Below are 16,585 nucleotides of genomic sequence, written 5' to 3'. Positions count from 1 at the left end.
GACTCAGCTGCAGTACCCAGCATCAGCTGCACCACCTCGGACCGGACTTTCGCCCGGCGGGCATTCGCGTGCCCGTGCCGCACATGGCGACATATACCCGGTTTGAGCGTAACAACCGAGGTCGGCCACCCCGCATCCGGGTGCCGCCTCGCCAAGGACTATCCAAGTCCTCCCGCGGAACGTTGAACGGGCCGGTACCGCCGAGCTTCACTGGTACCGGCCCTTCACCGCGTCTGGGGTCCGATGTGGACACTCAGGCTTCGCGTGCCCAGCGCACGTAACGCATCTTCGGCGTGAACCCGGCGCGCTCGAAAACTCCGGGAGCCCCGGCCGCGCTCGCCGTGTCCACGGTGAGGCTGGCTTGGTCGTACCCGTGCTCCGCGGCAGCCCGCAACGCGTGTGCGATGGCCGCGCTGGCCAGTCCTCGGTTCCGGTAGCCGGGAATGGTGCCGATCACCATGAAGTGCGCGTCGCGAATTCCGGTCGCTTCGGTGTCGGCTGCCCAGGACAGGGTCAGCACGAGACTCACCGGAACGCCGGTTGCCTTGTCCCGCAGCAGAAAACTGATCTCGGGCTGAAGAGTGTGGTTGGTGAACTTGTTCTGCCACGCTTCCGCGTTCACCGGGGTCGCGCCCCAGTGGTCTGAAAAGGACTCGTTGCGGACGAGCCGAAACTCCTCGTCGAGGTCCCGGGTCCACTGTTCCGCTTGGAATCCGTCCGGGAGCGGCGCTTCGCCGGCCGTCCCGAGTGGATGTTCCATGCGCTGGAACCAGCGAGCGGGCGAAAAACCTTGCGCGGCAAAGAGTTCTTTCGTCCCGGCGATGTGCTCGGCCTTGTGGATGTCGACGGCGAGCTTCAGCGTCGGATGGTGCAGCTCGTGCACCGTCTTCGCCCCCGCGATCCCGGCTTCCACCAGCCTGGTGCCGATCCCCTGGCGGCGATAGTCCGGATGGACCCCGCCGTCGAGGAAGACCCGGTGGATTTCCTCGGGATGCTGCTTGTACCGGGTCTTCACGTAGCCGACCATCCGGTCGCCGTCGAACGCGGCGAGGCTCGCGCGTTCGAGATCGGAGAACGGGTCGATCAGCTCTTGGAGAGTGTCGTCGGCGGTGTAGTTCTCGCCGATCAGGTCGGCCGTTTCGATGGCGTTGAGCAGATCGGCCGAGGACTGGGCGTCCGCTTTCGTGAGCGGGCGCCACTCGAGGGCAGGCAGGCGCCGGACAGTAATCCGGCGCCTGCGGGCTGTCGCCGGATTTTCTAGAGCCGCCGCGACAACGGAATCCGCAGCGCCGCCTCGGTGCCCGGCACCCGGTTGCCCGCCTCGTCGGTGCGGACCTGGCGCAGCGAAAGCGACCCGCGCAGCTCCGATTCCACCAGCGTCCGCACGATCTGCAGCCCGAGCCCGTCGCTGCGCTCCAGCGAGAACCCGGACGGCAGGCCGCGGCCGTTGTCGCGGATCAGGATGTCCAGCCAGCGCGCCGACCGCTCCACGATCAGCTCGACCTTGCCCGGCCTGCCCTGCGGAAACGCGTGCTCGATCGCGTTCTGCACGAGTTCGGCGAGCACCATCACCAGCGGCGTCGCGATCTCGGCCACGACCACGCCGAACGAGCCCTTGCGGGTCATCCCGACCTTCGATTCCGCGGTGGCGACCTCGCCGACCATCGGGAGCACGTTGTCGAGCAGTTTGTCCAGGTCCACGCGTTCGTCGACGGAGATCGACAGCGCCTCGTGCACCATCGCGATCGACGACACCCGCCGCACCGATTCGCCCAGCGCCAGCCGGGCCTCCTCGCTCGTGGTGCGCCGCGACTGGAGCCGCAGCAGCGCGGCGACGGTCTGCAGGTTGTTTTTCACCCGGTGGTGGATCTCGCGGATCGTGGCGTCCTTCGACATCAGCGCGCGGTCGCGGCGCTTGACCTCGGTGACGTCGCGGACCAGCACCAACGCGCCCGCGGGCTGTCCGGCCGGGCGCAGCGGCAGCGCACGGAACAGCACGACCGCGCCGCGCTTCGAGTCGGCCTCGGTGCGGGTGGACGGCTTGCCGTCGAGGGCCTCGATGATCCGGTGCGACACCTCGGTGGCGTCGAACGGGTCGCGGATCAGCGACCGGGTGAGCGGGGCCAGCCGCTGCCCGACGAGGTCGGATTCGTGGCCCATCCGGTGGTAGGCGGACAGGCCGTTCGGGCTGGCGAACACGACCGTGCCCGCCTGGTCGAGCCGGACGAGACCGTCGCCGACGCGCGGGCTGGTGTGCGTGTCGGTCTGGTTGCCGCCGGCGGGCGGGAAGGTGCCATCCACGATCATCTGGCACAGGTCGCCCGCGCTGCCGAGGTACGCGATCTCCAGCGGGCTCGGCACGCGCGGCGCGGCGAGGTTGGTCTCGCGGCTCAGCACGGCGATCACCTCGCCGCCGAAGCTCACCGGCACCGCCTCGCGGCGCATCGGCAGGTCGCGGTACCAATGCGGGTCTTCCTCGCGGCAGATCTTGACCTCGCGCATGGCCTTGGCCAACTGCGGGTGCTCGTCCACGGTGAACCGGGTGCCGACGACGTCCTCAGGATGCGCGGTGGGCGCGGTGGTCGGCCGGGCGTGCGCGACGCACACGAAATCGCCGCCGTCGGGCTGGTGCTCGGCGGAAACCGGGACCCAGAGCAGGAAGTCGGCGAACGAAAGGTCGGCGAGCAGCTGCCACTCCGCGACGACGGTCTGCAGGTGGTCGGCCGCTTCGCCGGGGAGGCCGGTGTTCTCGGCGAGCAGGTCGGAAAGGGTCGACACGGCTACCGGCCGCCCTCGAATGCGGTGTGTTCGTTCATGCCTGCGCACCTCCTGAGTTCATCCAACCAGAGCGTAGGCGCGGGTGCCGCCGAGGAGCTCAGCGGCCACATGACACACTGGAACGGTTGACCCGTTCCGGCCGGTGTGTCGAACCCCGCCCCGGGACATGCAGCGGACACCCGAGGAGAGAACATGTCGAAGCGCGCCCGCAAGCGTCGCGACCGCAAGAAGAACGGCGCCAACCACGGCAAGAAGCCCAACGCCTGAGTCCGCGCCCGGACGTGACACGGCCCCCGCACCGGATCGGTACGGGGGCCGTTGTCGTGTGGTCAGTCGCGGCTGGTGCGCTGCTCCACGGTGATCTCGGTGCGCTCCACGGTGACGCCGCCCTGCGTGGCGACGGTCTGCCGGATGGAGGCGCGCAACCTGCTCTTCAGCTCCGCCGGGGCGAGGTCGCCGCCGCATTTGCGGGCCAGCAGGTGCTTGATCTGCTCGTCGATGCCGTACTCCTCGAGGCACGGCGGGCAGTCCTCGATGTGCCTGCGCAGTTCCGCGTCCCGCTCCGGACTGCACTCGCGGTCCAGCAGCAGGTAGATCTCCGCGAGCGCGTCCTCGCAGGGCATCTTCTCCGCGGGCACGTCTTCCGAGCTCATCGTTTCGCCACCTCCTCGCGGTTGCCCCGGATGAAGCCGCGCTCGCGCGCGACGTCGGCCAGCAGGTCGCGCAGCTGGGCGCGGCCGCGGTGCAGCCTGGACATCACGGTGCCGATCGGAGTGTCCATGATCTCGGCGATCTCCTTGTACGCGAAGCCCTCGACGTCGGCGAGGTAGACCGCGAGCCGGAACTCCTCGGGCAGCTTCTGCAAAGCGGCCTTGACGTCGGTGTCCGGCAGGTTGTCCATCGCCTCGACCTCGGCCGAGCGAAGGCCGCTCGAGGTGTGGCTTTCCGCACGAGCGATCTGCCAGTCGCTGATCTCGTCCGTCGGCTGCTGCACCGGCTGCCGCTGACGCTTGCGGTAGCCGTTGATGTAGGTGTTGGTGAGGATGCGGTACATCCACGCCTTGAGGTTCGTGCCCGCCTTGAAGGACGCGAACGCCGCGTACGCCTTCAGGTAGGTTTCCTGGACCAGGTCCTCGGCGTCGGACGGGTTGCGGGTCATCCGCATCGCGGCCGCGTATAGCTGGTCGAGCAGGGGCATCGCGTCGCGCTCGAAGCGCTCGGCGAGCTCCAGTTCGTCGGCCGCCGTCTCCGGCGCGGAGTTGGGGGTGCTCGGCAAACCGTTCCCTTCCCGTTCGGCGTCGATGCGCGTCTGCGCATACGGCAGCACCGAGTTTACGCGGGGATTCGGAAAGCCGGTCCCGGGACGGCTCCTTGCGGGGCGGGGGGTGGCGAGCGTGGTGGTCACGCTGTCTTCAACAGAGTGTGCCGACCAGGCATTCCCGAGCTGTTTCGTAGACTCGCCGTCATGGCGGGCAAGGGCACTCCGGCGACGGCGCTGCTGCAGAAGCAGAAGGTGGCGCACACCGTGCACACCTACGACCACGATCCCCGGGCCGAGTCGTTCGGCCTGGAGGCGGTGGAAGCGCTGGGCCTCGAGCCCGGCCGGGTGTTCAAAACGCTGGTCGCGGACGTGGACGGAAAACTGGTCGTCGGCGTGGTGCCGGTCACCGGCCAGCTGGACCTGAAGGCGCTCGCCGCGGCGGCCGGGGGCAAAAAGGCGAAAATGGCCGACCCGGCCGCGGCCCAGCGGGCCACCGGATACGTGCTCGGCGGGATCTCGCCGCTCGGCCACCGGAGCCGCCTGCCCGTGGTCCTGGACGGCTCGGCGCTGGACCACCCGACGATGTTCTGCTCCGGCGGCCGGCGCGGTCTCGAGGTGGAACTGGACCCGGCCGAACTGGTCCGGCTGACCGGCGCGGTCGTGGCCGGGATCGCGGCGGGCTAAGCGGCTTCGGGTACTTCGAGGACGAAGAACAGGAAGCAGAGGAAAGCTTCCTTACCCTGCATTTCCTCGGGGAACTTCTCCTTCGCCCCCTCGGCCGGGTACGGCTCGCTGACCACTGAGATGCGGAACCCGGCTTTGGCGAAGTCGTCGGTCATCGCGTGCAGCGGACGGTGCCAGTACTCGAGGACGCCCTTTTGCCCGTTGAAGGTGTACTCCTCGGACCATCGTTCGACGGCGAAGTAATTGCCCTCGGGATGGACGAATTTGTAGAGAACCGGGTGGTTGACGGCCAGGATCAGCCGTCCGCCGGGCCGGATGATCCGCCGCAGCTCGGCCAGCGGGGCGGTCCAGTCCTCCAGGTAATGCAGCACCAGGACCGCGATGACGTCGTCGAACTGCTGGTCGGCGTACGGCAGCGGCTGGCTGATGTCGGCCACCCGGAGGTCCGCGTCCGCGCCGAGTCTTTTCCGGGCGAGCTCGACCATGGTGACGCTGAAATCGAAACCGCTCACGTCCGCGCCGCGTTCCCGCAGCGAAGCTGCCAGCGGTCCGGCACCGCAGCCCGCGTCGAGGATCTTCCGGCCTGCCACGTCGCCAGCGAGATCGAGAATCGCGGGGCGGGTGTAGTAGGCGTTGATGAGACTGTGCTCGGTTTCGATCGCGTAGGCCTCGCCGAACGTGTCGTAGTCGTTGGCAGTCATGGACTCCACCCTGGCACGGATGCGCTTTCCCGGACCGGCAGCTGGGCACGCACCGCAGTGCCCGAGCCCGCCCCGCTGATGATCGTCAACCTGCCGCCGACAGTGTCCGCGCGATCGTGCAATCCGGCCGGGCGGGCATCCGGAGGGAAGCCGCGGCCGTTGTCGCGGATTTCCAGGAACAGCTCCCCTGCCTGAAGCGAAAGCCGGATGGTCACCTGAGTGGCCTGGGCGTGTTTGAGCACGTTGGCCAGCGCCTCGGAGACGATGAAATAAGCGGCTTCCTCGAGATCGACGGAGAACCGGGTGGCCCGCACGTCCGGATCGGCGTCGACCTCGACGGGGACCGGCATCCGGCGCGCACGGGATTCCACCGCGGCCGCCAAGCCCTGATCGGTCAGCTCTGCCGGGTGAATGCGGTGCGCCGCCTCGCGGACTTCCTCGACGACGCGGCAGAGCGCCTCCTGCGCCTCGCCGAGTGCCGGATCGACCTGGCCGGGATCCCGCCGGAGCTGGTTGCGGGCAAGCCGAAGCGAGGTCAGCAGGACGATCAGCTCCTGCTGGATGCCGTCGTGCAGCCGCCGCTGGATCCGCCGCCGCTCGTTGTCCTGGGCGTGCACGATGCGGGCTCGCGACGCCTCCAGCTCGCTGGCCTGGCGTTCGATCTGGTCCAGCCGGGCCGAGAGTTCCGCGGAAAGCCTGGCGTTGTGCACCGCCAGTGCGCTCTGCCGGGCGAGGGTCGCGACCAGTTCTTCGTCCGAGGCGGTGAACTCTCCCTCGGTTTTGCCACCGCATTCGAGCACGCCGAGGTCGGCGCCACCGTGTCGGAGCACCACCTCCAGCCGAACAGCCGCACCCGGTTCGCCCGCGATCGCGACGACCGGCTCCGGCGACCGCAGGCGCACCCGTGCCCAGCTCAGGTCCAGGACCTCGCGCAGCCCGCCGGCCAGCTGATCGGCGAGCGCGGGCAGGTCGAATGCCTGCTCCAGCGTCCCGCCGAAGTGCACCAGGAGTTCGTAGCTGCTGGGCCGGCGTCCGAACACCCGCCGGGCAGCGGCGCGGGAAAGCCGCGCCTGGATCGGCAGCACCGCCAGAGTCGCGGCGACCGTGACCAGCATCGCGGGCCAGAGCGAGAGGAAGCGGCTCGCGGCGAGGCTCAACCCGGCCACCACGCCGATGTACCACAACGCGATGAGCAGCCAGAGCAACCGGTACCGGGTCGAACGCCGGACCTCGACGCCGAGCATCCGGTAGCGAAAAGCCGCCGCCGTCAGCGCGACCGGAACGGCCGTCGTCGCCGCCAAGACGAGGATCGGCGTGAGCGGGCGCGGCCCCAGCCTGCTCGCCATGACCAGCGGCACCAGCACCGTCGTGCCGACGAGCACCGCCATTCCCAGCAGCCAGCGCAAGAGCCGCCGTTGTGCCCGCGGCAGCTGGAAATACCGCGCGGCCAGCAGAACCGGCCCCAGTACGAGCAGCCACAGGCCCAGCGGAATCGGGCTGATCGGAAGCGGCCCGCCCACGTAGGTGAGCACCAGCGCGAAAGGCACCACCAGCCACAGCGAGCGCAGCACTGCCTTCTCCCAGGCGAACCGATAACGCCCGTCCGGCAGCAACCCCACCAGCCGGACCACGGCCACGATGAGGACGGCCGCGATCCCTCCGATCAGCACTCGCCACATCCGGGGCAGCTGAACGAAATCGAACGCGTTCCCCGCCGCGGCGGCGAGGAACGCGACGGCCGTCAGCATCGCGAACAGCACGCCCGTCGCGAGTGCCTGCCGCGCGACCGGATGCCGCGGCGCGAGCCGCCACGCGAAAACCCCGACCAGCCAGCTCGGCAGCGGCCCGGCGACCGCGACCGCCACCGTGAGCGGGCTGTCCAGCACGGTCAACGCCGCGACCACCGACCAGAGCACACAGATCGCGCCGATCAGCGCGGACCCGCGGAGCAACCACCGCATATTCCCTCCCCAGTGGCCACCATGGTCGCCGGACGCGCCGGTAGAGGCAAACCTCCATCGCGACGCCAGGACTGCCGGATGTTCCGGGACAGCGCGGCCCGCGAGAGTTCTGGGACCGGACCCGAAACCGTTGCGGGAGAAGAAATGTTTCGTGGATTGCTCGTGTTCCTCACCGCGTCGCTGCTCGCGGGAAGCACCGCCCGGGCTCAGCCCGCGCAATCGCTCGTCCTCGACCTGCCGTCGCCGACCGGCCCGCATCGGGTCGGAGTCGCCGAACTGCATCTGGTCGACCGCACCAGAGCGGACCCGTGGGACGCCGAACTGGGCTTTCGAGAGCTGATGACGACCGTGTTCTATCCCGCCGCCGACACCCGTGGCTACCGTCTCGCCCCGCAGATGACCGCGGCCGCGGCCGGGCTGTTCGCGGCGATAGACGTCCCTTATCTGCATCGGGAGCTGCCGCGAACGGGGGTGGATTGGGCCGCCACGATGACGCACGCGCACACCGGCGCACCCGCCGAACCAGTCCGGCGGCCGGTGGTGCTCTACAGCCCGGGCTTCGGCGACCCGCGCACGCTCGGCACCAGCGTCGCCGAAGACCTGGCCAGCCACGGCTACGTGGTGGTGACTGTCGATCACCCGGGCGAGACAAGCGAAGTCGACCTGCCGAACCGACCGCCGCGCACCATCCAGGAACTGCCCGCCGACCCGCGTACCAGCCCAGCGGTCTTCCGCACGATGATGACCACGCGCTTCGCCGACCTGCGCTTCGCCCTCGACGCACTCGAATCCCTTGCCGCGGGCCAGAATCCGGACGCGGAGAAACGCATCCTGCCGCGCGATCTCGGCCGGGCCCTGGATCTGCGACGCGTCGGGATGTACGGCCATGGCGCGGGCGGCGCGGCGGCCGCCGAGGTGCTGTACGAGGACCGGCGAGTCGACGCGGCCGCCGATTTGGACGGGTATCTCGACTACCTGCCGGACTCTCCTGGCCAGAACGGCGAACTGCTCCCGGTGGCCGCACACGGCGTGCACCGGCCGGTGTTGCTGCTGGGCACAGCCGGATTCCGGGACGCACGGATCACCCGGACCTGGTCCGCACTGCTCGCCCACCACGGCGGTCGCACCCGCTGGTCGCAGATCGGCGACGCCGCGCACTGGGCACTCACCGACTTCGGCTCCGAAGCTCCCCAGATGGAAGCCGCGGGGCTGATGAGTTCGCCGGACCGGAACAAACTCATCGGAACCATCGCGAACGCGGCAGCTGTGGTGCGCGATCGCGTGCTGTCGTTCTTCGATCAGCACCTGCGCGCCTGCTGACGGTCAGGCGGACGTGCCGTGGCGAAGATAAGCCAGCACTGCCGCGACACGATGGTGCAAACCGGACTCCTCGGCCAGACCGAGCTTCGCGAACGTCGAGTTCACGTGCTTCTCGATCGTCGACTCCGCCAGACCCAACGACTCAGCGATCCCCCGGTTGTTCCGTCCCCCTGCCATGAGCCGCAGCACGTCGAGTTCGCGGGGAGTCAGCCGGGCCAGCGGCGAGGCGGTGCCGCGCGCCCGGCTGTGCACGAGGACTTCCACGACGCGCGGATCGACCACCGACCCGCCCGCGGCGACTTCGCCGAGGGCGCGGACGAGTTCGCCGACGTCGCCGATCCGTTCCTTGAGCAGGTAAGCCAGCCCGGACGTGCCGTGCTGGAACAGGGCGAACGCGTACTGCTCGCTGGCGTGCTGGGACAGCACCACCACTCCGATCCCGGGGTTCCCGGCCCGGATGGCATGCGCGGCGGTGATGCCTTCGAGGTGCTGGCCTGGCGGCATCCGGATGTCGGCGACCACCGCGTCCGGACGTTCGCGCTCCACGGCGGCGAGCAGTTCCTCGCCGGTGCCGACCGTGGCGAGGACCGTGACACGGCCGGAGTCCTCGAGGAGCTTCCGGGTGCCTTCCCGGACCAGGTAGTGGTCGTCGGCGAGCACGACGCGCAGTTGATCGGTCATGTCGCGTTCTCCGAATCTGCCTGGCAGTGGAATCAGCGGCAGTGCCGGACGACCCGCCGCCGCGGCACGCACCACCGCGTGCAAGTTAACCGCTGACCGTCACGCAGCCGGCGCTCGCCAATAGCGTTTCAGCACCTCCAGTTGCAGGGTGCACTCGACCGCGGTGACATCCTCGCTGCCGACGAAACCGCCGCTGACGAAGTCGGCCAGCTCGTCTTCGCCGCGGAAGACGCCGTCGCAGACGAAGGTGGACGATGCCGCGGTGAGCGCGAGGAACCGGGTCGCCGGGTGCGCGGCGATCGCAGTGCCGACCCGGGTCGTCACGGCCGGCGGGCACGAGATGCCGAGGACGGCCTCGACCCGGTAGCCGAGCTTGCCTGGTTCGATCTCGACGCGAGGCCGCAGCAGCCCGGAGCCGAACATCGCGGTCGCGACGCGGCGAGCCCGGGACTCGGAGATGTCGAGCACGCGAGCGACGTCCGAATACGGCGTCCGCGCGTCGTCGCGCAGGACCGCCGCGACTTCGCGTTCCAGCGCGCCGAGTTCGGTGCCGGATTCCTCCGCCGCGGCTCCGGCGTGCGTTGCGAGCGCCTCCTCTTGCTCGCTCGTCAGCCTGCGCAACCGCCACGCCGCGGAACTGGTGAGCCTGCGCAACACCGACTCCGCGCGCACCGAGCGGATGCCGGGCACGGCGGGGATCTCGTCGACCAGCGCGCGGGCCGTGGCACCGCGGGTCATCCCGTGGACGACCGCGTAAACCTCACCGCGGCCCGAGGCGAGCGCGACATGCGTGGTGTCGTCGCGCCGCGCCAGCGCCTCCGCCACCTCGCGAGCCCGGCCAGGCTCGGCGCCGAGCCACACGTGCGCGGGCGGCCCCTCGGCGAGCAGCGACCAGTCGACCTCGCAGATGACGCGCAGCAGGCCGTCGTCCAGCATCCGGCCGTAGCGCCGCCCGACCGTGCGCGCCGAGCTGTCCAGGACACGAGCCAGCACGTCAAAGGGCGCACGGGGCGCGTGCTGCAGCGCGGCGACCAGATCGAGATCGATGTCGTCCAGCACGCCGTCGTCGGCCACCGGGCGCCTCCTTCAGGTTCGGGCAGGCGCAGCCTACCCAAGCTCACGCATGACTGAATCAGGCGTAATCTACAGCTAGTTGCATGAATACGGCACAGCATGCAAGACTTCCGCACGAATCAGTCAACCAGGGGGTGCCGAGCTTGTCTCGGACGGAAAAAGGTGACCGCATGACCGCACCGCCCGCAGCCCGCCCCAGCCCGTTCAAGGTCTTCTTCGTGTCCGGGATCGGGACCACGCTCGAGTACTACGACTTCCTCATCTACGGCACCGCCGCGTCGCTGGTCTTCGACAAGCTGTTCTTCCCCGCCGCCGATCCGCTGGTCGGCACGCTCTTGGCGCTCGCCGCGTTCGGAACCGGGTTCCTGGCCCGTCCGCTCGGCGGGGTGCTGGCCGGACACTGGGGCGACCGCGTCGGACGGCGCCGGATCCTGGTGGTCACGCTGACCGTGATGGGTCTGTCCACAGTGGCCGTCGGCCTGCTGCCGACGTATTCGGCGATCGGGCCGTGGGCGCCCGTGCTGCTCGTGGTGCTGCGCCTGGTGCAAGGCATCGCCGCCGGCGGCGAATGGGGCGGCGCAGCCCTCTACGGGATCGAATCGGCGCCCCCGCGCAAACGGGCGTTCTACGGCAGTTTCACCGGTGCCGGAATCAGCATCGGCGGCTTGCTGGCGATCGGCGTCTTCGGACTCGTGAACACGCTCTTCCCGGCGGCGATGCTCAGCTGGGGCTGGCGTATCCCGTTCCTGCTGGGCAGCCTGCTGATCGTGGTCGGCCTGGTGGCTCGCCGAGGCGCGGCCGAGACGCCGGAGCGCGCGGCCGCCGAGGCGCCGCCGCGAATCCCGCTGGTCACCGTCTTCCGTCAGCACCCGAGGGCGCTGCTGCTGACATTCGGGCTGAGCCTCGGCTACAACGCCATCGCCTACATCGGCTTCTCGTTCTTCCTCGCCTACGCCGTGGCCGTAGGTCGCACACCGGGCGAAAGCCTTGGCGCACAAGCGGTCTTCCTCACCGGGACGACGCTCTTTTCACTCGTTTCCGGCATGCTCGCGGACCGGTTCGGACGCCGTCCGGTGGTACTCGCCGGCGCCGTGCTGACCGGGCTGTATCTCTTCGCCTTCTTCTGGCTGGTGAAGAACGGCAACAGCGTTCTCTTCTACTTGGCCTTCGCGTTCGCCTCCCCGCTGACCGCGGCCATGAAGGGCGCGACACCAGCCCTCATCGCGGAGCAGTTCCCCGCGTCGGTCCGCTACAGCGGCGCCTCACTCGGCTACCAGCTCGGCGCGGCGCTGGGCGGCGGATTCGCCCCGGCCGTCGCCACGCTCGTGTTCGTTTCGTCCGGGAAGGCGACGTGGAGCGTCGCGTTGCTCGGCTTCGCCGTCGCGGCTCTCGTCACCGGCTGCGTTCTCGGCCTGCCCGAAACCTTGCGCACCAGCGCGGAAAACAAGATCGCCGAGGAGGCGCTGCGATGATCACCGACCACGTCGACGTGCCCGGTCTGCACCGGTGGCTCGACGACCACCGGGACCAGTTGCTGGCCGACGTCCTCGCTCTCGTCCGGCACGAAACGCCCAGCACCGACCGGGAACTGCTCGCGCGGGCACTGGACTGGCTGGACCGCTGGGTCACCGGGTCGCTCGGCGAACCCCGGCACCGGTCCCGCACCGGCCACGCGATCGTCTTCGACTACCCGGGCGTCGGATCCGCACCGGTCGTGCTGCTCGGGCACTACGACACGGTGTGGCCCGCGGGCACCCTCGCCGGATGGCCTGCCGAAGTGAGCGGCGACCGGGCCAGCGGACCGGGGATCTTCGACATGAAAGCCGGGCTCGTGCAGTCGGTCTGGGCGCTGCGCGCGCTCGCCGCCACCGGCCACGACCGGCCGCCGGTCCGGCTCGTGCTCACCGGGGACGAGGAGATCGGCAGTCCCGCGTCCCGCCCGGTGATCGAACAGGAATGCGCCGGCGCGGCGGCGGTTCTCGTCTTCGAAGGCAGCGCGCCGGGCGGTGCGCTGAAAACCGGCCGCAAGGGCGTAGGGCTCTTCGACGTCGCGGTGACCGGACGCGAAGCGCACGCCGGGCTGGAGCCGGAGAAAGGGGCGAGCGCGATCGACGAACTCGCCCGCGTCACGCTGGAGCTGGGCGCGCTCGCCGATCCGGCGGCCGGCACCACGGTCAACGTCGGGCTCGTGGCGGGCGGCAGCGCGGTCAACGTCGTCGCGGGCCACGCTCGCGCCCGGATCGACGTGCGGGTCGCGAGCCAGGCCGAGGCCGCCCGGCTGGACGAAGCGTTCGCCCGGCTCGTCCCGCACGACCCGCGTGCCGCGATCGAGGTCACCGGCGAATGGAACCGGCCGGTGATGGAGCGCACGCCCGCGATCAGCTCGATCGCCGCGCTCGCCAGAGCCGCCGCCGCGACGCTGGGACGCGACCTGCCGGACGTTTCCGTAGGCGGTGCCAGCGACGGAAACTTCGCCGCCGCGCTGGAGGTTCCCGTGCTCGACGGCATCGGCGCGGTCGGCGACGGAGCGCACGCCCGCCACGAGCACATCTCGGTCGCGGCCCTCTCCGAACGCGCCGCGATCGCCGCGGCCGTGCTGGCCGCCCTCCCGGAAGGACAGACTCCGTGAAAATCGACGGGATCGAACTGATCCAGGTCAAAATGCCGCTGCGACAGCCGTTCCGCACGTCGTTCGACACCGTCCGCGAACGCGATTTGCTGCTCGTGCGCGTCGCCTCCCCGGATGCCGAGGGCTGGGCCGAATGCGCGGCCTTCGGCACGCCGATGTACTCGTCCGAGTACGTGGCCGGAGCCCTCGACGTCGTCGAGCGGTTCCTCGCCCCGCGGCTGCTCGAACGCGGCGACGTGCGCGCGGAGGAGGTCGCCGAGCTGCTCGCGCCGGTGCGCGGGCACCGGATGGCGAAGAGCGCGGTGGAGACCGCCCTGCTCGACGCCCAATTGCGAGCCCGCGGCGAACCGCTGGCGCACTATCTCGGCGCTACCCGAGACCGGGTGCCCGCCGGTGTCTCGGTCGGCATCCTCGACTCCGTGCCGGAGCTGCTCGACGTCGTCTCGGGGCACCTCGCCGAGGGCTACCTGCGGATCAAGCTCAAGATCGAGCCCGGCTGGGACGTCGAGCCGGTGCGCGCGGTCCGCGAACGCTTCGGCGACGATCTCCTGCTGCAGGTCGACGCGAACGCCGCCTACACGCTGGCGGACGCCCCGCACCTGCAGCGGCTCGACGCGTTCGGGCTCCTGCTCGTGGAGCAGCCGCTCGGCGAAGAGCAACTGCGCCAGCACGCCGAACTCGCCCGGCTGCTGCGCACGCCGATCTGCCTCGACGAATCGATCGTTTCGGCGGAGAGCGCGGCCGACGCGCTGGCGCTCGGCGCGTGCCGGATCGTGAACATCAAGCCGGGGCGCGTAGGCGGTTACCTCGAAGCCCGGCGCGTGCACGACGTCTGCCGCGCCCACGGAGCCGCCGTCTGGTGCGGCGGGATGCTCGAGACCGGCATCGGCCGCGCGGCCAACGTCGCGCTGGCCGGGCTGCCGGGATTCACCGTTCCCGGCGACACCTCCGCATCGAGTCGTTACTACGAGCACGACCTGACCGAGCCGTTCGTGCTCCGGGACGGCCACCTCGACGTACCCGCCGAACCGGGCATCGGCGTCACGCCCGACGAAGCGGCACTGGCCGAACGAACCGTCGAGAAGACCTGGGTGACCGCATGACCGACACGATCGGCTTGGGCTCGGTGACCGCGACGCGCGTCGTCGAGTACGAAGGAACCACCCGGCCGCCGGAAGCGATGTTCCCCGGCCTCGCGCAGGACACGTGGCGAGCGCACGAATCCGGGCTTCCGCCGGACTCCTGGGACCGCGAGTCCGGGCTGCTGCGCACCTGCGTGCAGACGTGGGTGCTGCGCAGCGGGGGCGCCACGATCCTGGTCGACACCGGGGCCGGCGACGGCAAGGAGCGGCCCGGCACCCCGGCGTTTCACCAGTTGCACACCGGGTTCCTCGACCGGCTGGCCGCGGCGGGCGTCGTGCCCGAAGAGGTCGACTTCGTCGTGAACACGCATCTGCACGCCGACCACGTCGGCTGGAACACCCGGCTCGACAACGGCGAATGGCGTCCGACGTTCCCGAACGCGACCTACTTGCTGCCGCGCGCCGATCACGACTTCTGGGACCCGTCCGGGCCGCACCGGCCGAAACTGGCGCGGGCGAACGAAAACGTCTTCGCCGACAGCGTCGCCCCGGTGGTCCACAGTGGACAGGCGCGGTTGTGGGAGGACGGCTGCGACATCGACGGCGCCCTCCGGCTCGAACCGGCGCCCGGGCACACGCCTGGATCGTGCGTGCTGACCGTGCGCTCGGGCACCGACCGGGCGCTGTTCGTCGGCGACCTGCTGCACCACCCGCTGCAATTCGCCGAACCCGGCCTCAGCAGCTGCTTCTGCGAGGACCCGGCCCGCGCCGCGGCCACCCGGCACCGGTTGCTCGGCCAGGCCGCCGACGACCGCGCCCTGGTTTTCCCCGCGCACGTCGGAGCCGGGCCGGCCGTGGAAATCGTCCGGGACGGTGCGAAGTTCGCGGTTAATCGATGGGGGTCCGACGCATGACCGTGGTTTCCGTTGCCGCCGGACGAGTCCGCGGCACCGTGCGGAACGGGGTGCACACGTTTCGCGCGATTCCTTACGCCGCACCGATGTCCGGTGCCGCGCGGTTCCAGGCACCCGCCCCCGCACCACGTTGGGACGGCGTACGCGATGCCACCCGACCAGGCCCGACCGCACCGGCCGCCCGGCGTGATTTCGGCGGGGTCGACCTGACGCCAGTACTGGGTTCCGGCTGGATTCCCGGTGCCGACTACCTATCGGTCACGGTCAGCACCCCCGACCCGGCCAACGCGGGCCTGCCGGTGCTGGTCTTCTTCCACGGCGGCGGATTCACCGCGGGCACCGGGCAGACCGAGCTCTACGACGGCGACACCTTCGCCCGGGACGGCGTCGTCCTGGTCACGGTGCAGTACCGCCTGGGGGTCGCCGGATGGTTGCGGCTCCCGGACGCCCCAGCCAACCGCGGCCTGCTCGACGCGCTCGCGGCACTGCGCTGGGTCGCCGAGAACATCGCGACGTTCGGCGGCGACCCGGGCAACGTCACGGTGGCCGGACAGTCTGCCGGGGCCATGCTGGTCTCCGCCCTGCTCGTCACCCCCGGGGCTGCGGGCTTGTTCCGCCGGGCGATCAGCCAGAGCGGCAGCGGCGAATGCGCTTTCCCGGTCGAGAAAGCCGACCTGATCACGCGCGCCACAGCCGACGCGCTTGGCGTGGCACCCACCGCAGCCGCGCTGAGCGAGCTTCCCGACGAGCGACTGGTCGCCGCACCCGCCGCGATGCCCGGGGCGGCGATCGCCGAATTCCGCGATACGTCACTGGGCAACAGCCCGTACAAACCAGTCCTGGACGAGGAGACCCTGCCGACCCAACCCGCGTCCGGGAACACGGCCCCGGTCAGCCTCCTGATCGGCACCAACGCCAACGAGGCGAACCTCTACACCGCGAACCTCGACGACACCGGACTCCAGGCCGCGGCGGCCCGCCGGTTCCCAGACCCCGCCGCAGCGATCGCCCGCGCCCGGGCACGGCACCCCGGCGCGTCCCCCGGCGACCTGGCCGCGCGCCTGATGACCGAGGCGTACCAAGCGAGCAACCGACTCCTCGCGGACGCGCACAGCAGGGCCGGAAACCCCACCCACGTCTACGAGTTCGCCTGGCCCCCGCCCAGCCCGGACCACCCGCTGGGTGCGTGCCATTGCGCCGAACTGCCGTTCGTGTTCGACCACGCCGCGCTGCCCAGCCTCTACGGACCATCCGGACTGCTCGGCACAGCACGACCGGATCCCGCGCTGGCTGCGCGCACCCACGCGGCGTGGGTCGCCTACGTCACGAACGGCGCCCCGGGCTGGTCGCCCCACTGCCCGGACGCGCCCGCGATCATGCGCATCGCCGAAGATTGGCACCTCACAACCTGACGTCGCTGCCCACCCTACCCGGCACAAGCGCCCCGGAACCGGTCTCCGCACCAGTTGCCCACAGGCTGGCCAGGTTGTGGACAACTCC

Annotated in this window: 16 protein-coding genes; 8 read left to right on the top strand and 8 right to left on the bottom strand. The window is 70.3% G+C overall.

From position 1 onward, the window contains the following. Positions 1–253: 253 nt before the first annotated feature. Both EIZ44_RS07710 and EIZ44_RS07705 read right to left on the bottom strand, forming a co-directional pair. Positions 254–1,156, bottom strand: coding sequence for a GNAT family N-acetyltransferase (locus tag EIZ44_RS07710; protein ID WP_240691250.1), 903 nt, complete (start codon positions 1,154–1,156; stop codon positions 254–256). A gap of 101 nt (positions 1,157–1,257) precedes the next feature. Continuing rightward, complete coding sequence (locus EIZ44_RS07705; protein WP_009082952.1) at positions 1,258–2,778, bottom strand: sensor histidine kinase; 1,521 nt, start codon at positions 2,776–2,778, stop codon at positions 1,258–1,260. A 192-nt stretch (positions 2,779–2,970) separates the two neighbouring features. Here EIZ44_RS07705 and EIZ44_RS46245 point away from each other — a divergent pair, with 192 nt between their 5' ends. Continuing rightward, positions 2,971–3,045 carry a 50S ribosomal protein bL37 gene (locus tag EIZ44_RS46245; protein WP_098515123.1) on the top strand — a complete coding sequence of 25 codons (75 nt, stop codon included), beginning with the start codon at positions 2,971–2,973 and terminating at the stop codon, positions 3,043–3,045. Between the two features lie 62 nt (positions 3,046–3,107). On the opposite strand, the gene rsrA is transcribed toward EIZ44_RS46245, so the two are convergent. Together rsrA and EIZ44_RS07695 are read right to left on the bottom strand one after the other, a co-directional pair. Continuing rightward, positions 3,108–3,431 carry a mycothiol system anti-sigma-R factor gene (rsrA, locus tag EIZ44_RS07700; RefSeq protein ID WP_037816528.1) on the bottom strand — a complete coding sequence of 108 codons (324 nt, stop codon included), beginning with the start codon at positions 3,429–3,431 and terminating at the stop codon, positions 3,108–3,110. Then, on the bottom strand, positions 3,428–4,054 hold the full coding sequence (locus EIZ44_RS07695) for a sigma-70 family RNA polymerase sigma factor (RefSeq protein ID WP_037355674.1): 627 nt from the start codon (positions 4,052–4,054) through the stop codon (positions 3,428–3,430). The genes rsrA and EIZ44_RS07695 overlap by 4 nt, the downstream gene beginning before the upstream one ends. A 189-nt stretch (positions 4,055–4,243) precedes the next feature. Between EIZ44_RS07695 and ybaK the strand changes: the two genes are divergently transcribed. Continuing rightward, positions 4,244–4,723 carry a Cys-tRNA(Pro) deacylase gene (gene ybaK / locus EIZ44_RS07690; RefSeq protein ID WP_037816530.1) on the top strand — a complete coding sequence of 160 codons (480 nt, stop codon included), beginning with the start codon at positions 4,244–4,246 and terminating at the stop codon, positions 4,721–4,723. On the opposite strand, the gene EIZ44_RS07685 is transcribed toward ybaK, so the two are convergent. Together EIZ44_RS07685 and EIZ44_RS07680 are read right to left on the bottom strand one after the other, a co-directional pair. Beyond that, entirely contained in the window at positions 4,720–5,424 is a 705-nt protein-coding gene (locus tag EIZ44_RS07685; RefSeq protein ID WP_134728101.1) for a class I SAM-dependent methyltransferase, read from the bottom strand. The genes ybaK and EIZ44_RS07685 overlap by 4 nt on opposite strands. Continuing rightward, positions 5,421–7,385, bottom strand: coding sequence for a sensor histidine kinase (locus tag EIZ44_RS07680; protein ID WP_134728100.1), 1,965 nt, complete (start codon positions 7,383–7,385; stop codon positions 5,421–5,423). Before EIZ44_RS07680 ends, EIZ44_RS07685 begins: the two co-directional genes overlap by 4 nt. Positions 7,386–7,529: 144 nt before the next feature. Between EIZ44_RS07680 and EIZ44_RS07675 the strand changes: the two genes are divergently transcribed. Continuing rightward, complete coding sequence (locus EIZ44_RS07675) at positions 7,530–8,705, top strand: alpha/beta hydrolase (RefSeq protein WP_134728099.1); 1,176 nt, start codon at positions 7,530–7,532, stop codon at positions 8,703–8,705. A 3-nt stretch (positions 8,706–8,708) separates the two neighbouring features. Here EIZ44_RS07675 and EIZ44_RS07670 read toward each other — a convergent pair whose 3' ends face one another. Next, a complete protein-coding gene (locus tag EIZ44_RS07670) occupies positions 8,709–9,386 on the bottom strand; it encodes a response regulator transcription factor (RefSeq protein ID WP_134728098.1) in 678 nt (225 codons plus the stop codon). A gap of 99 nt (positions 9,387–9,485) precedes the next feature. After that, positions 9,486–10,460 (bottom strand): Lrp/AsnC family transcriptional regulator, encoded by a 975-nt coding sequence (locus EIZ44_RS07665; RefSeq protein WP_134728097.1) that lies wholly within the window; start codon positions 10,458–10,460, stop codon positions 9,486–9,488. A 170-nt stretch (positions 10,461–10,630) separates the two neighbouring features. On the opposite strand from EIZ44_RS07665, the gene EIZ44_RS07660 reads away from it, so the two are divergent. Genes EIZ44_RS07660 through EIZ44_RS07640 form a run of 5 tightly spaced genes read left to right on the top strand, consistent with a single transcriptional unit; the run spans position 10,631 to position 16,497 of the window. After that, a complete protein-coding gene (locus EIZ44_RS07660; RefSeq protein WP_134728096.1) occupies positions 10,631–11,932 on the top strand; it encodes an MFS transporter in 1,302 nt (433 codons plus the stop codon). After that, positions 11,929–13,089 (top strand): M20 family metallopeptidase, encoded by a 1,161-nt coding sequence (locus EIZ44_RS07655; RefSeq protein WP_134728095.1) that lies wholly within the window; start codon positions 11,929–11,931, stop codon positions 13,087–13,089. The genes EIZ44_RS07660 and EIZ44_RS07655 overlap by 4 nt, the downstream gene beginning before the upstream one ends. Next, entirely contained in the window at positions 13,086–14,192 is a 1,107-nt protein-coding gene (gene menC / locus EIZ44_RS07650; RefSeq protein ID WP_134728094.1) for an o-succinylbenzoate synthase, read from the top strand. Before EIZ44_RS07655 ends, menC begins: the two co-directional genes overlap by 4 nt. Beyond that, complete coding sequence (locus EIZ44_RS07645; RefSeq protein ID WP_134728093.1) at positions 14,189–15,085, top strand: MBL fold metallo-hydrolase; 897 nt, start codon at positions 14,189–14,191, stop codon at positions 15,083–15,085. The genes menC and EIZ44_RS07645 overlap by 4 nt, the downstream gene beginning before the upstream one ends. After that, on the top strand, positions 15,082–16,497 hold the full coding sequence (locus tag EIZ44_RS07640; RefSeq protein ID WP_205673067.1) for a carboxylesterase/lipase family protein: 1,416 nt from the start codon (positions 15,082–15,084) through the stop codon (positions 16,495–16,497). Before EIZ44_RS07645 ends, EIZ44_RS07640 begins: the two co-directional genes overlap by 4 nt. The last annotated feature ends 88 nt before the right edge of the window (positions 16,498–16,585 follow it).

Origin of the sequence: Amycolatopsis nivea (assembly GCF_004522235.1) — a bacterium.
GTDB classification, from domain to species: Bacteria; Actinomycetota; Actinomycetes; order Mycobacteriales; family Pseudonocardiaceae; genus Amycolatopsis; species Amycolatopsis nivea.
This window is presented reverse-complemented; position numbering and strand designations above follow the sequence as displayed.

Bases quoted from the DNA above. Each gene is read 5' to 3' on its own strand.
- rsrA (WP_037816528.1), bottom strand. From the start codon at position 3,431: ATGAGCTCGGAAGACGTGCCCGCGGAGAAGATGCCCTGCGAGGACGCG.
- ybaK (WP_037816530.1), top strand. From the start codon at position 4,244: ATGGCGGGCAAGGGCACTCCGGCGACGGCGCTGCTGCAGAAGCAGAAG.
- EIZ44_RS07685 (WP_134728101.1), bottom strand. From the start codon at position 5,424: ATGACTGCCAACGACTACGACACGTTCGGCGAGGCCTACGCGATCGAA.
- EIZ44_RS07680 (WP_134728100.1), bottom strand. From the start codon at position 7,385: ATGCGGTGGTTGCTCCGCGGGTCCGCGCTGATCGGCGCGATCTGTGTG.
- EIZ44_RS07675 (WP_134728099.1), top strand. From the start codon at position 7,530: ATGTTTCGTGGATTGCTCGTGTTCCTCACCGCGTCGCTGCTCGCGGGA.
- EIZ44_RS07670 (WP_134728098.1), bottom strand. From the start codon at position 9,386: ATGACCGATCAACTGCGCGTCGTGCTCGCCGACGACCACTACCTGGTC.
- EIZ44_RS07660 (WP_134728096.1), top strand. From the start codon at position 10,631: ATGACCGCACCGCCCGCAGCCCGCCCCAGCCCGTTCAAGGTCTTCTTC.
- EIZ44_RS07655 (WP_134728095.1), top strand. From the start codon at position 11,929: ATGATCACCGACCACGTCGACGTGCCCGGTCTGCACCGGTGGCTCGAC.
- EIZ44_RS07645 (WP_134728093.1), top strand. From the start codon at position 14,189: ATGACCGACACGATCGGCTTGGGCTCGGTGACCGCGACGCGCGTCGTC.
- EIZ44_RS07640 (WP_205673067.1), top strand. From the start codon at position 15,082: ATGACCGTGGTTTCCGTTGCCGCCGGACGAGTCCGCGGCACCGTGCGG.